This window comes from Micromonospora sp. NBC_01638, assembly GCF_045209745.1.
In the GTDB taxonomy this organism is placed as follows: domain Bacteria; phylum Actinomycetota; class Actinomycetes; order Mycobacteriales; family Micromonosporaceae; genus Micromonospora.
Genome location: NZ_CP109273.1, coordinates 4479555 through 4492097, shown reverse-complemented (window position 1 = coordinate 4492097; position 12543 = coordinate 4479555). Strand labels below are relative to the sequence as shown.

Genomic DNA, 12543 nt, shown 5'->3' with positions numbered 1-12543 from the left:
AACGGGCAGGAAGGCGTCCATTGCGTACCGACGGGCCCGCCGGAATCCTCTTCGACGTCGACGGCACCCTGGTCGATACCACCTACCTGCACACCGTGAGTTGGTGGGAGGCGTTGCGGCAGACCGACCAGCCGGTGCCGATGGCGATGGTGCACCGCTCGATCGGGATGGGTTCGGACAAGCTCCTCGACCACCTGCTCGGCCCTGAGCGGGACCGCGACGCCGACACGAAACTGCTCGACGCGCACGACACCCTGTACGCCGAGTACTGGGAACGGCTCACGCCGCTGCCCCGGGCGGCGGACCTGCTGCGCGCCTGTGCCGAGCGCGGGCTGCGGGTGGTGCTCGCCACCTCCGCCTCCAAACCCGAGGTGGGCGCGCTGCGTCGAGCGCTGGCCGCCGATGACGTGATCGACACAATCACCTCCTCGGCGGACGCCAAGCAGAGCAAGCCGGCACCGGACATCCTGGTCGCCGCGCTGGAGCAGTCCGGGTTGCCCGCCGAGCGGGTGGTTTTCGTCGGAGACTCGGTCTGGGACGTCGTCGCGGCCGGCGCGTTGAACATCCCGTGTGTGGGGTTGACCTGCGGCGGCACCAGCCGCGGCGAGCTCGCCGGCGCTGGCGCGGTGGCGGTGTACGACGACCCGGCCGCGCTGCTGGGCGAATGGGCGGACTCGCCGCTCACCCGGCCAAGGTGAGGCTCACTACGGTTCGCCGGCCCGTACGCGCATAGCCGGTCGCCCTGCGGGGCATGGTCTGACACCACCTGCCCCCGCGCCTCGCGGGTGCGGCTGAAAGGTGGAGCCGTGGAGCCGGTAGACGTGGCGTTCGCGCTGGTGGGCGTGGGCGCTCTGCTCGCGGGCATCCTGCCGCGGGTGCTGGAGCAGCGCCCACTGTCCATGCCGATCGCCTTCCTCGCTCTCGGCATGCTGGTATTCCTGCTGCCGGTCGGGCTGCCGACACCGGACCCGCTGGCGCACCCGGAGCTGACCACCCATTTCACCGAGATCGGGGTGATCGTCGCGCTGATGGGCGCCGGCCTCAAGATCGACCGGCCGTTGAGCTGGCGGGGGTGGTCGTCCACCTGGCGACTGCTGGCGGTCGCGATGCCACTGTGCATCGCGGCGGTGGCCCTGCTCGGGTGGTGGTGGGCGGGGCTGGTGCCGGCCGCCGCGCTGTTGTTGGGTGCCGCGCTGGCACCGACCGATCCGGTGCTCGCCGCCGACGTGCAGGTCGGCGAACCGACGGACGTCGAAGACTCCGAGGACGAGGTCCGCTTCGCGTTGACCTCCGAGGCCGGCCTCAACGACGGGCTGGCGTTTCCGTTCGTCTACGCCGCCATCGCCATCGCCTCGACCAGCCTCGCCCCGAGCGACTGGCTGGCCGAGTGGTTCGCCGTGGACGTGCTCTGGAAGGTGATCGTCGGCGTCGGCGGTGGCCTGCTCATCGGCTGGCTGCTCGGCAAGTTGTTCTTCCGCGCGCCCAGCGAGCTGCGGCTGGCCCGGCACGCCGAGGGCTTCCTGGCGCTGGCCGCCACGTTCCTGGCGTACGGGCTGGTCGAGGTGGTCGGCGGGTACGGCTTCCTGGCGGTGTTCGTGGCTGCCCGGGCGATCCGGGCGGCGGAGCGGCCGAGCGAGTTCCACTCGGTGCTGCACGACTTCTCCGAGCAGGTCGAACGGCTGCTCACCCTGGTGCTGTTGCTGCTGCTCGGCGGCGCGATAGTGGGTGGCCTGCTGGTTCCGCTGACCTGGTCGGCGGCGGCCGTCGGGCTGGCGCTGGTGCTGGTGGTCCGGCCGCTGACCGGCTGGTTGTCACTGCGCGGCGCACCGGGACGGCCGGCCGAGCACTGGGTCATCTCGTTCTTCGGCATCCGCGGCGTCGGCTCGTTCTACTACCTCGCGTACGCCACCACGAAGGGCGACTTTCCGCAGGCCGAGCTGCTCTGGGCGACCGTGGGGCTGGTGGTGCTCGTCTCCGTGGTGCTGCACGGCGTCACGGCGACCCCGGTCATGCAACTGCTCGACCGGGCGGGCGAGCGGACCTCCGACCCGACCGAACGTGACACCGACGCCCGGCCCGTGGCCGCAGCCGGACACGCCTGAACGCCCGACCGGCATGTCAGACGAGCCGATCAGGCCAGGCGGGCCGCCAGGGCACGGCCGAGGTCCCGACCGGAGCGCCAGGCGCTCTGCACCCGGGGCTTGCCGAACGCGTCGCCGGCCAGGCCGATCCCGTCGGCGTCCAGGTGGTGGGTGGCGTCGGCGGCACCGCTGGTGGGCTTCGCGTACGTCCAGCGGTGCACGCGCACGTCGACGGCCTGCTCGGGCAACCCCAGCAGGTCCCGGACGGCCTGCTCGATCGCCGGGCCGGCCCCGGTGGGCTGGGCCAGGTGCCCGGCGGCGAACTCCGGCACGGTGTGCGCGACAAGCACCGGCGCGCCGTCACCGCGCCGGTCGCCGTCGTCGCAGACGAGATTGAGGACCGGGTGGTCGTTGACGAACGCGCCACGGAAGTCCGGCCAGCGGCGGGTCGGGAAGCGCAGCACCGCCGCCAGTGACGGAGACCAGTGCTGCGCCTGCACCACCCTGGTGGCGTCGGTCAGGGCCGGGTCGAGCAGCAGCGCGGCCTGCGGGCCCGGCATGGCCAGGGCGACCGCCGCGCACGGCTCACCGTCCACGGTCGGCCCGGGCTCCACCATGAGCACCAGTCGGTCGACGGTCACCGGCACCGCACCGGCCAGGTGCTCGACCAACGAGCGCAGCCCGCGCGGAGCGGCGAAGCGCATCGGCCCGGGCACGTCGTGGCGCCCGGTCCGGTCGTATGCCTGGAAGGTGTCGGTCCATTCGCGGACCAGGCCGGCGGCGCTCCACTGCTCGACCACGGCGGTGAAGTCCGGGTCGGTGGCGGTGAAGTAGGCGGCGCCGATGTCCGCGGGCCGCCCCTCGAAGCGCTTGCTGGCCATCCGACCACCGCAGACGTGCCCCCGCTCCCGCACCTGCACCGGCACCCCGGACCTGGTCAGCTCGACCGCACACGCCACCCCGGCGATTCCCGCCCCGACCACCACCACACTCGACCGGTCCACATTCACCCGATGATCGTAGGTGGCGTCTGTCCCCACCCCCGCGATCTTGCACTTCCGGTCCCGACAAAAGCACATACAAGGCGCAAGCCATCGACAGCAAGTGCAAGATCGTGAGGGTGGGGTGGGGTGGGGGGTGGGGTGGGTGGGGGTGGCCTGGTAGTCGGCGCGGACGGCCGGACTTCGCCCGTCCGGCGCCCATTCCCCAGGCGGGGATGACACTCAGCGTGTTGGCTGGCGTTACCGGTCGGCGTGAGCGGGAACCCCGGGAGCTGACGAGGGAGGATGCTCATGACGTCAGCTTCGGGGCCGGCCGCCGCGTGGCGGTCCGGCACACAGGATGGCGGCCTGCTTCCATCCGGTCCGGCCGGCCGCCTGTCGACACCGGCCGGTGACGGCCACGGGCCGGAAACCGGCCCGCCCACCGTGGCGATCGGCTCGTATCCGGACTATCCGGCCGCGCAGCGGGTGGTCGACTACCTGGCCGACAACCGCTTCCCGGTGGAGCACACCGCCATCGTCGGCACCAACCTCACCCTGGTGGAGACGGTGCTCGGGCGGATGACCACCGGTCGAGCTGCCCTGCTCGGCGCCGGGACCGGTGCCTGGTTCGGGCTCTTCATCGGCCTGCTGTTCGGCATCTTCACCGTCGGCAACTGGCTGGCGGTGATCCTCGTCGGGCTGGTCATCGGTGCGATCTGGGGTGCCGTTTTCGGCGCGGTCGCACACGCCATGACGGGTGGGCAGCGTGACTTCACCTCGGCCAGCTCACTGCGTGCCGGCCAGTACGCGGTGACCGTCGACGCGCAGCTCGCCGACCAGGCCCGACAGCTGCTGGCTCGGATGCAGATGCCCAGCTCGGCCACGAACGCCCGCTGAGCAACGATCGACCGGCCGTCCCGGCAGCACGCCGGGGCGGCCGTTCAGTGGTGCCGGTTGTGGCGTAACGGCTTCAGGCTTCGCCGTCGTCCAAGTTTGGCCGATGAAGCCGAATCCAGGCTTCAATGTCCTCGGTCCGCCAGATGCGGCCGGTGGCCAGGGTTTCATACGGCACGGGCCAGTCAGGGCGCTTCATGAGCTGCTCCACCCGCTGACGGCTCACACCCAGCCGCGTACGGATCTCGTGCGCCCCCATCAAATGCCGGCCCATGGATACGACGCTAGACACTGCCCTACTAGTCAATACCCTAGTTGGGCAACCACCTACTAGGGTATTGACTAGAGGTTAGCCTGCCAACACGATTGATGGATGACCACGCCAGACACCCCGCCCATTGCTGATCACCAGCCGCTGAGCAACCTCCACCCGGTGCATCAGCACCTACCGCGCCGCCCCCTCTGGCTTTGCCGGGTCTGCTCTGCCCGCTGGCCGTGCGCGTTCGCTCGAATGCTGTTGCGAGTCGAGTACGAGGCGGATCAGGTCGCGCTGTCGATCTACATGGCCAGTCAACTGTTCGACGCGACGGCGGATCTGTGCGCGCTCAACCCTGACCCGGGACCCGATCCGGGGGAGCTGTTCGACAGGTTCCTGGCGTGGACCGCCAGACCCCGGATGTAGTCCCGCCGACAGCTGATCAGTGGCGCTATGGTGCGTACGCCAGTTCGCCGGCCCGCAGCGGCACGTCCACCCGGTTCTCCGGCGGCGCCAGCGGGCAGGCCCAGCGGTCGTCGTACGCGCAGCTCGGGTTGTAGAGATAGTTGGCGTCCAGCCGGACCCGGTCGCCGGGCAGCAGCGCGACTCCCCGGCCGAAGGTGCCCTTCACGGTGTCGGTGAGATACCGGCCTCCCCCGTAGGTCTCCCGCCCGCAGGTGCCGTCGCGCAGCGGTACGAACAGCCCACCCCCGTACGCCTCGATCCACCACAGGGTCGGCGGCCCCCACGGGGTCTCGGCCACCGCGACCCGGCGGTACGCGACCACCCCGTCGGGGCCGCCCGTGTCGATCCGCAGCTCACCGCTGGCCGATCGCAGTGGCGCCTCCACCACGGCGTCCGGGTTGGCGGGGAAGTAGCGCACTCCGGAGAAGCCCGCCCGCTCCGTCGGGGGGATCGGACTCTGCGGGTGGGTGGAGAAGAGCTCGTCGCGGCCCGCCCGGAACCCGGTCAGGTCGACGTCGGACAGGTACAGCCGGGCCGTCCGCTCCCGCCAGTCGGCCAGCTCCAGATCATCCACGCCACCGAGCCTATGCCGTCGCGGTGTGTGGCAGCTCAGCGTGGCGGCCAGTTGGTCAGGATGGCGTCGAGGGCGTCCAGGGTGCGGGACCACGAGTCGTCGGTGGCGCGCGGGGTGTGGCGGAAGCCGCCGGTCTTCTCCAGGCTCACGAACCCGTGGAACGTGCTGTGCATCATCCGTACGGCGTCGGTCTGGTCGGGCTCGGAGAGCCGGTAGCCGCGCAGGATCGCCCGGGTCATCTCGGCGTGCCGGACGCCGGCGCTCGCGGCGGCCGTCTCCGGGTCGAGGTCGATCTGCATGGCGGCGTACCGACCCGGGTGCTGCCGCGCGTAGTCGCGGTACGCGTTGGCGAAGGCCACCAACGCGTCCTTGCCGGCGCGGCCGGCCAGCGCGGCGGCGACCCTGTCGGCCAGCTCCGCCAGAGCCAGCAGCGCGATCCTGACACGTAGGTCCTGCGCGTTCCTGATGTGGAAGTACAGGCTCGCGTCCTTGACACCGAAGTGGCGCGCGAGCGCGGCGACGGTCACGTTCTCCACGCCCACCTCGTCGGCCAGCTCGGCCGCGGCCAGCGTCAGGCGCTGGGCGGTCACCCCTGCACGTGCCACGCAGCACACTCCCCTAGCTTTTTGCCTAGGATGACTAGGCTACAACCTATGTTAGTCGTAACTGAGTCCGTCATCCGCGCGTCCTTCGTCAACTGCACGCAGGGTGAGGCGAAGCGGCTGGCCGTGCCGCACGATCTTGAGATGCGCCCCTGGGACGACCTCGACTTCCTGGGCTGGCGGGACCCCGCAGCGCCGCAGCGGGCCTACCTGGTCGCCGAATCCGACGACAGGCTCATCGGGGTGGCGCTGCGGGCCGCGCCGCAGCAGACCGGACGCGTCCGACGCAGCATGTGCTCGTTCTGCCTGACCACCCACACCGGCGACGGCGTCGCACTGATGACAGCCCGCAGGGCCGGGCGGGATGGACGACAGGGCAACTCCGTGGGCGCGTACATGTGCTCCAACCTGGCCTGCTCGCTCTACCTGCGCGGCAAGAAGCACGCGGGGCCACGCATGCACGAAACGCTGACCCTGGCGGAGAAAATCGACCGAACCACGACGACCCTCGCGGCGTTCCTCCGCAAGGTCACCGAGTGACCCGTTGATCCACTCGGTATCGGTGATGTCGGGGCCACTGCGCGCAGGGACACCCCGACATCACCAATCCGGTGTTGATCATGGCCAGAAAGGTGCTCAACCTAGCGGTCGGCGGCCAGGCGGGCGTGCAGGTGCTCGTCGTAGCGCCGGCCGTCGCCGTACTGGTACGACTCGCGCAGCGTCCCCTCGGCGAGGAAACCGGCCCGGTCGGCCACGCGACAGGAGGCCGGGTTGGCCACCGCGTGACACAACTCCACCCGGTGCAGCCGGAGGTCGGCGAACGCCCATTCGGTGAGCCGGACGACGGCGCGCACCGCCACCCCGCGCCCGCGTGCCGCGGGCACCGTCCAGTAGCCGATGGAGGCGTCGCCGCCGTGGATGCCGTGCAGCGACACCGAGCCCAGCAGTTCGCCATCGACCGCCGAGGTCACCGCCATCGACGCGTGACTGCCAGCGGACCAGTCGGCCCGGCGGCGAACCCAGAGCAACGCGACCTCGTCGTCGATCGGGCCGCCACCCTGCGGGTTCCACTGGGCGATCGCCGGATCGCGTAGGGCGTCGCGCACCGCTGGGGCGTCCTCGTCCCGCCAGGGGCGCAGCAACAGGTCGGCGGCGGCGAGTTCCACGTGTTCCACGAGGCCGGAGTCTGGCACATCGTGTCGCCACTTCGCCTCTGGATTGGCGCCGCGTTCCTTCAAAGCTGCACGAACGGCGGCGAAGAAGTGACCCAGGCAACGCTCATCGCCACTAGTTAAATTTTGAACTAGTGGTACCGTCGTGGACATGACCGAGAGCCTGGACAGCACCCGAGAGGCCGCCTGGCGCGCCTACATCGAGGCCAGCCAGCGTCTCTTCACCCAGCTCGAAGAGGACCTGCGCGCCGACAGCAGTCTCAGCTTCGCCGACTACCACGTGCTGGTCCTGCTCTCCGAGGCGCCGGGGCAGCGGCTGCGGATGGGCGAGCTGTCCACCCGACTCATCTTCTCGCCCAGCCGACTCACGTACCAGATCTCCTCGATGCAGCGTCGCGGCATGGTCAGCAAGGAGCCCTGCCCGGACGACCGACGCGGCAGCGAAGCGGTGCTCACCGCCGCCGGGCTGCTCGCCCTACGGGAAGCCGCACCGCACCATCTTGCGTCGGTGCGTACCCACCTGATGGACGACCTCGACGATGCCGAGGTCGCCTGCCTCACCCGGGTTTTCGACCGGATCGGTGACCGCCTGCGGGCATCCCGGGCCGGCTCGACCACCCACGCCACGAGCTAGGAGCCTTCGATGCCCGCGATCACCGTTGACAACGTTCTCGTCCTTCCCCGCCTGCCCCGGGTGGACGAGTCCACCACGTTCCGCCCGGTCCGCACGGTGACCACCGCACCCACCGGCTTCGAGGGTGAGGGCTTCCCGGTCCGTCGAGCCTTCGCCGGGGTGTCGACCACCGACCTGGACCCGTTCATCCACCTCGACCAGATGGGCGAGGTCGACTATGCGCCGGGCGAGCCGAAGGGCACCCCGTGGCATCCGCACCGCGGCTTCGAGACGGTCACGTACATCATTGACGGCATCTTCGACCACCATGACTCGAACGGCGGTGGCGGCACCATCACCGACGGCGACACCCAATGGATGACGGCCGGCAGTGGGCTGTTGCACATCGAAGCGCCGCCGGAGCACCTGGTGGTGAGCGGCGGGCTCTTCCACGGCACTCAGCTCTGGGTCAACCTGCCCCGCTCGGCCAAGATGAACCCGCCCCGCTACCAGGACATCCGGGGTGGGGAGTCGGCACTGCTCACCACGCCCGACGGCGGCGCGCTCATCCGGGTCATCGCCGGTGAGATCGCCGGGCACCGCGGCCCGGGTTCGACCTTCACCCCGATCACCATCACGCACGTCACCGTGCAGCCGGGGGCGCAGGTCGACCTGCCCTGGCAGCCCGACTTCAACGCCCTGGTGTACGTGCTCGGCGGTCGCGGCACCGTCGGCGCCGACCGGCGGCCGGTGGGCACCGGCCAGCTCGCGGTGCACGGTCCTGGTGACGCGCTGCGGTTCAGCGCCGACAGCGAGCAGGACAGCAACACCCCAGCGCTGGACCTCTACATCATGGGTGGCAAGCCGATCCGGGAGCCCGTGGCACAGTACGGCCCGTTCGTGATGAACACCCGGGACGAGCTGGTCCAGGCATTCGAGGACTTCCAGGCCGGCCGCCTCGGAGTGATCCCCACCGAGCGGCTGCCGCACACCGGCGGCCAGGGCGCCCGGCCCTGACCACGCTCGACCACTGAGATCGGCGCCGACGCCTCCGGTTCACCCCGGGGGCGCCGGCGTCGCCTCAGGAGACCGCAAAGATGCCCGCGACCCCCAGAATCACCATCACCAACACCGCTACCAGCGCACCCCGCTCGCTCTCCACCGCCGGCTCGCGGTACTCGGTCACGGGATTCGTCGTGTCGCGGGGCATGGTGTGGCCTCCTCGGCTGTTGTCGCGTCGCTTCCGATGGCGTTGGCCAGGTCACGGGTCTGCCGGCCTGGCGTGCGGACCCGCGTCCGGGGTCCTACCGTGAGGACGTTGCCGACCTCAAGGGGGCTGGACCGTGCCGTTGCAGGACTGGTTCCTCACCGCGCAGGAACGCGCCAACCCGGTGTCTGGGTTACCCGTTTGGACCACGGGAAACCTCGCCGAGCCGTTGATTCACGGTTCCGCGTACTTCGACCGGCTGGTCGACGAGGTGGAGGCCCTTGGGGCCGGCGACCACCTGTTCTTCACCGACTGGCGCGGTGACCCGGACCAGCGGCTGCGCCCGGACGGCCCCACCGTGGCCCAACTCTTCGCCCAGGCCGCCCAACGCGGCGTGGTGGTCAAGGGGTTGATCTGGCGTTCCCACCTCGACGTGCTGGCCTACAGCGAGGCGGAGAACCGCGACCTCAGCGAAACGATCTCAGCGGCCGGCGGCGAGGTGCTGCTCGACCAGCGGGTCCGGCGCGGCGGCTCGCACCACCAGAAGCTCGTGGTGTTGCGGCACCCGGACGCACCGGAACGGGACATCGCGTTCGCCGGCGGGATCGACCTGTGCCACAGCCGTCGCGATGACGCCGCCCACCACGGCGACCCGCAGCCGGTGCAGATGTCCCCCCGGTACGGGCCCAACCCGTCCTGGCACGACGTGCAACTCGCGGTGCGTGGTCCGGCGGTCGGCGCGTTGGACACCCTGTTCCGGGAGCGCTGGACGGACCCGATGCCACTGGACTCGGAGAACCCGATGGCCTACCTGCGGGATCGGCTGCGCGGCGCGGACCTGCGCCCCGACCCGCTGCCCGAGCAACCGGCCGATCCGCCGCCCTGCGGCCCGCACCAGGTTCAGGTGCTGCGCACCTATCCCGCCGTCCGCCCGCGGTACTCGTTCGCACCCGACGGAGAGCGGACCGTGGCCCGGGGTTACACCAAGGCCGTACGCCGCGCTCGCCGATTCATCTACCTGGAGGACCAGTACCTCTGGTCGGCGGAGGTGGCGGACCTGTTCGCGCGCGCGCTGCGGGACAACCCGCAGCTGCGCCTGATCGCCGTGGTGCCCCGGCACCCCGACGTGGACGGCAAGCTGGCGCTGCCGCCGAACGTGGTCGGGCGCGAGCAGGCGCTGTCGCTGTGTGAGCGGGCCGCGCCGGACCGGGTGCACGTGTTCGACGTGGAGAACCACGCCGGCGACCCGGTCTACGTGCACGCGAAGGTGTCCGTGGTCGACGACGTCTGGGCCAGCGTGGGCAGCGACAACCTGAACCGCCGATCCTGGACGCACGACAGCGAGTTGTCCTGCGCGGTGCTCGACGACACCCGCGACCTGCGGGAGCCCACCGACCCGGCAGGCCAGGGCGACGGTGCGCGGGCCTTCGCCCGAGACCTGCGACTCCGGCTCTGGCGTGAGCACCTGGACCGTGACCCGGGCGGCGCGGATGACGCCGACCTGCTCGACCCGGCGGACGCGATCGCGGCCGTCACGGCCGCCGCCGACGCGCTGCAACAGTGGTACGACGACGGCCAGGTGGGCGAGCGTCCGCCCGGACGGCTGCGCCCGCACCGCCCGGAGCGGCTGCCGTGGTATACCCGCGCCTGGGCGCTGCCGGTGTACCGGCTGGTCTACGACCCGGACGGAAGGCCACTGCGAGCGAGGCTGGCCGGCACCTGGTGAATCGATCGGGCCGGCTCCGGCTCGACGACGACCGGGTGCACGCTCAGCCCGCCGGGGTAGGCGAACGAGGAGCGCGGCGAGTAGTAGCCGAAGCCGATGGTCAGCGGGTTGGCCGGGCGGAGCGCGTAGATCGGATGCCCGGGCTGGAGGAACTCCACCGACTCGATCTCGAACGGGGCTACCGGCTCGGCGACGAACGGGTAGACCGAGCTGAGCAACTGGCCGTCGCGGCGGGTGATGTAGCGGTGGTGCCCGCTGCTGATCACGTGCCCGGTGTCCCCCACTCGACATTGCGCCCGGATCAACGGCACCCTGTCGATCTCCGTCTCGGAGGCCAGGGCCTCACCGCTGACCTCGATCCGGGTCCGGCCGGCGAGCACCGGGGCACCACGGGCGACCGCGTACTCACGAACCCGCCGGCTGGAGGCGACGTAGTGGGTCCACCAGCCGCCCGGGTTGAGGCCGCCGGGCGCGTCGACGCCCAGCAACGAGACGCCGAGGTAGGTCAGTGAGTACGCGCCGAAGCCGGAGGTCTGCGTCTCGTCGTCGACGATGTACTGGTTGAGGAACACCTGGTGGTCGGGGCGGGGGAACAGCCCGGGTGGGACCAGCGCGGCGACCGCGTCGGGATCCGCCGGCAACCAGCTGAAGTAGAGGGTACGACTGTTCACGACGAGCTGGGGAGCAGCTGGATCGAGCACGGTGCCTCCGAACCGGATATGTACAAGCGACGCTACGGCCGGTCCCGCCAGCGGGACAACGACGGATAGTCGACACTGCTGCCCAGATGTCGGATTTCATGTTGACCGCTCGGCGCACGGCGGGGGCCGACCGGCCGGGACGGATGGATGACCGGGTGGCGAGGCCATGACCGGAAGACAGGCATGGATCCTCACAGCCACCTTAAATTCCGCCCCATTTGCGCCCTTCATGATGGTGTACACCTTAGATCCATCAGCCTTTCGGCTAGATTTCGGGGAGACCATCAGGTTAAGGTGACTTCCGAACGGCCTATTGGAGGCGAAACCAAAGCGTCACGTCTTTTGTCCGCGGACGAGGTGTAGGGAGGACCACCCATGACCGCGCCAACGATCACGGAACAGCCGAGCACCGCTGCCAAGGCGACCACCAAGCTCGACCCGCGCGCTCTCACCAACAGCGCAGCCGACCTGCTCAACGCCATGGCCGCACTGCCCGCCAGCCACCCCTCGCGCGCCGCCCTGCGGGACCGGGCGATCGAGGCCTGGCTGCCGCTGGCCAACCACCTGGCCCACCGCTACAGCGGGCGCGGCGAGCCGACCGATGACCTGGCCCAGACCGCCGCAGTCGGCCTGATCAAGGCCATAGACAAGTTCGACCCGTCCCGCGGTGTCGACTTCGCGGGATACGCGATCCCCACCATCATCGGTGAGCTCAAGCGGCACTTCCGTGACCGCACCTGGGACATCCGGGTGCCCCGCCGGCTCCAGGAGCTGCGGCTGGCCATCTCCGACGCCAACAGCTCGCTTCTGCAGACGCTCGGGCGCTCGCCGACGGTCGCCGACATCGCCGCCCATCTCAAGCTCACCGAGGAAGAGGTGCTGGAGGGCCTGGAGGGCGCACGCGCGTACAACGCCGTGTCGCTGTCCACCCCGACCGGTGACGGCGAACGCGCCACCGAGCTGGGCGACATGCTCGGCGGCGAGGACAGCGAGTTCGAGCTGGCCGAGCTGCGGGTCGCCCTCGGCCCGGCACTGGCCACCCTCGACGAGCGCGAGCAGAAGATCCTCACGCTGCGCTTCTACGGCAACCTGACCCAGTCGCAGATCGCCGACCAGATCGGCGTCTCGCAGATGCACGTCTCGCGGCTACTGACCCGGGCGCTCAGCAAGCTGCGCGGCCAGCTCGACGGCACGTACTAAGTAGTTGACGAAAGAAGACCGGGTCGGCCGACCCGGTCTTCTTTCGTGTCCGCACTGTCACGTCAGTGC

General features: G+C 70.5%; 16 protein-coding genes. 9 read left to right on the top strand and 7 right to left on the bottom strand.

Annotated features, from left to right (window positions below):
* Positions 1–20 precede the first annotated feature (20 nt).
* Both OG811_RS21205 and OG811_RS21200 read left to right on the top strand, forming a co-directional pair.
* On the top strand, positions 21–698 hold the full coding sequence (locus tag OG811_RS21205; protein ID WP_406068135.1) for an HAD family hydrolase: 678 nt from the start codon (positions 21–23) through the stop codon (positions 696–698).
* A 108-nt stretch (positions 699–806) separates the two neighbouring features.
* Entirely contained in the window at positions 807–2102 is a 1296-nt protein-coding gene (locus OG811_RS21200; protein WP_406068134.1) for a cation:proton antiporter, read from the top strand.
* A 29-nt stretch (positions 2103–2131) separates the two neighbouring features.
* On the opposite strand, the gene OG811_RS21195 is transcribed toward OG811_RS21200, so the two are convergent.
* Positions 2132–3070 carry an NAD(P)/FAD-dependent oxidoreductase gene (locus OG811_RS21195; RefSeq protein ID WP_406075842.1) on the bottom strand — a complete coding sequence of 313 codons (939 nt, stop codon included), beginning with the start codon at positions 3068–3070 and terminating at the stop codon, positions 2132–2134.
* Positions 3071–3373: 303 nt separating this feature from the next.
* Between OG811_RS21195 and OG811_RS21190 the strand changes: the two genes are divergently transcribed.
* Positions 3374–3961, top strand: coding sequence for a general stress protein (locus tag OG811_RS21190; protein ID WP_406068132.1), 588 nt, complete (start codon positions 3374–3376; stop codon positions 3959–3961).
* A 73-nt stretch (positions 3962–4034) separates the two neighbouring features.
* Here the strand turns inward: OG811_RS21190 and OG811_RS21185 are convergent, their stop codons facing one another.
* Positions 4035–4232: a helix-turn-helix transcriptional regulator gene (locus tag OG811_RS21185; protein ID WP_406068130.1), complete on the bottom strand. Its 198-nt coding sequence runs from the start codon at positions 4230–4232 to the stop codon at positions 4035–4037.
* A gap of 99 nt (positions 4233–4331) precedes the next feature.
* On the opposite strand from OG811_RS21185, the gene OG811_RS21180 reads away from it, so the two are divergent.
* Entirely contained in the window at positions 4332–4640 is a 309-nt protein-coding gene (locus OG811_RS21180) for a hypothetical protein (protein WP_406068128.1), read from the top strand.
* Positions 4641–4665: 25 nt separating this feature from the next.
* On the opposite strand, the gene OG811_RS21175 is transcribed toward OG811_RS21180, so the two are convergent.
* Positions 4666–5253 carry a DUF1684 domain-containing protein gene (locus tag OG811_RS21175; RefSeq protein WP_406068127.1) on the bottom strand — a complete coding sequence of 196 codons (588 nt, stop codon included), beginning with the start codon at positions 5251–5253 and terminating at the stop codon, positions 4666–4668.
* A gap of 35 nt (positions 5254–5288) precedes the next feature.
* Positions 5289–5858, bottom strand: coding sequence for a TetR/AcrR family transcriptional regulator (locus OG811_RS21170; protein ID WP_406068126.1), 570 nt, complete (start codon positions 5856–5858; stop codon positions 5289–5291).
* A 48-nt stretch (positions 5859–5906) separates the two neighbouring features.
* Here OG811_RS21170 and OG811_RS21165 point away from each other — a divergent pair, with 48 nt between their 5' ends.
* Entirely contained in the window at positions 5907–6395 is a 489-nt protein-coding gene (locus tag OG811_RS21165) for an FBP domain-containing protein (RefSeq protein WP_406068124.1), read from the top strand.
* A gap of 101 nt (positions 6396–6496) precedes the next feature.
* Here OG811_RS21165 and OG811_RS21160 read toward each other — a convergent pair whose 3' ends face one another.
* Entirely contained in the window at positions 6497–7030 is a 534-nt protein-coding gene (locus OG811_RS21160; RefSeq protein WP_406068122.1) for a GNAT family N-acetyltransferase, read from the bottom strand.
* 148 nt (positions 7031–7178) lie between these two features.
* Between OG811_RS21160 and OG811_RS21155 the strand changes: the two genes are divergently transcribed.
* Together OG811_RS21155 and OG811_RS21150 are read left to right on the top strand one after the other, a co-directional pair.
* Positions 7179–7661 (top strand): MarR family winged helix-turn-helix transcriptional regulator, encoded by a 483-nt coding sequence (locus OG811_RS21155; RefSeq protein ID WP_406068121.1) that lies wholly within the window; start codon positions 7179–7181, stop codon positions 7659–7661.
* Positions 7662–7670: 9 nt separating this feature from the next.
* Positions 7671–8657 (top strand): pirin family protein, encoded by a 987-nt coding sequence (locus tag OG811_RS21150; RefSeq protein ID WP_406068120.1) that lies wholly within the window; start codon positions 7671–7673, stop codon positions 8655–8657.
* 64 nt (positions 8658–8721) lie between these two features.
* Here the strand turns inward: OG811_RS21150 and OG811_RS21145 are convergent, their stop codons facing one another.
* A complete protein-coding gene (locus tag OG811_RS21145) occupies positions 8722–8850 on the bottom strand; it encodes a hypothetical protein (protein WP_255508778.1) in 129 nt (42 codons plus the stop codon).
* Positions 8851–8983: 133 nt separating this feature from the next.
* On the opposite strand from OG811_RS21145, the gene OG811_RS21140 reads away from it, so the two are divergent.
* On the top strand, positions 8984–10573 hold the full coding sequence (locus tag OG811_RS21140; RefSeq protein ID WP_406068118.1) for a phospholipase D family protein: 1590 nt from the start codon (positions 8984–8986) through the stop codon (positions 10571–10573).
* Here OG811_RS21140 and OG811_RS21135 read toward each other — a convergent pair.
* Entirely contained in the window at positions 10522–11274 is a 753-nt protein-coding gene (locus tag OG811_RS21135; protein ID WP_406068117.1) for a hypothetical protein, read from the bottom strand. The genes OG811_RS21140 and OG811_RS21135 overlap by 52 nt on opposite strands.
* 375 nt (positions 11275–11649) lie before the next feature.
* Here OG811_RS21135 and OG811_RS21130 point away from each other — a divergent pair, with 375 nt between their 5' ends.
* Positions 11650–12474 (top strand): SigB/SigF/SigG family RNA polymerase sigma factor, encoded by an 825-nt coding sequence (locus tag OG811_RS21130; protein WP_406068115.1) that lies wholly within the window; start codon positions 11650–11652, stop codon positions 12472–12474.
* Positions 12475–12543: the final 69 nt, after the last annotated feature.

What these genes read in the sequence shown, in the direction of transcription:
- OG811_RS21145 (WP_255508778.1), bottom strand. Translation starts at nt 8,850, where the DNA reads ATGCCCCGCGACACGACGAATCCCGTGACCGAGTACCGCGAGCCGGCG.
- OG811_RS21190 (WP_406068132.1), top strand. Translation starts at nt 3,374, where the DNA reads ATGACGTCAGCTTCGGGGCCGGCCGCCGCGTGGCGGTCCGGCACACAG.
- OG811_RS21180 (WP_406068128.1), top strand. Translation starts at nt 4,332, where the DNA reads ATGACCACGCCAGACACCCCGCCCATTGCTGATCACCAGCCGCTGAGC.
- OG811_RS21130 (WP_406068115.1), top strand. Translation starts at nt 11,650, where the DNA reads ATGACCGCGCCAACGATCACGGAACAGCCGAGCACCGCTGCCAAGGCG.
- OG811_RS21150 (WP_406068120.1), top strand. Translation starts at nt 7,671, where the DNA reads ATGCCCGCGATCACCGTTGACAACGTTCTCGTCCTTCCCCGCCTGCCC.
- OG811_RS21155 (WP_406068121.1), top strand. Translation starts at nt 7,179, where the DNA reads ATGACCGAGAGCCTGGACAGCACCCGAGAGGCCGCCTGGCGCGCCTAC.
- OG811_RS21165 (WP_406068124.1), top strand. Translation starts at nt 5,907, where the DNA reads ATGTTAGTCGTAACTGAGTCCGTCATCCGCGCGTCCTTCGTCAACTGC.
- OG811_RS21185 (WP_406068130.1), bottom strand. Translation starts at nt 4,232, where the DNA reads ATGGGCCGGCATTTGATGGGGGCGCACGAGATCCGTACGCGGCTGGGT.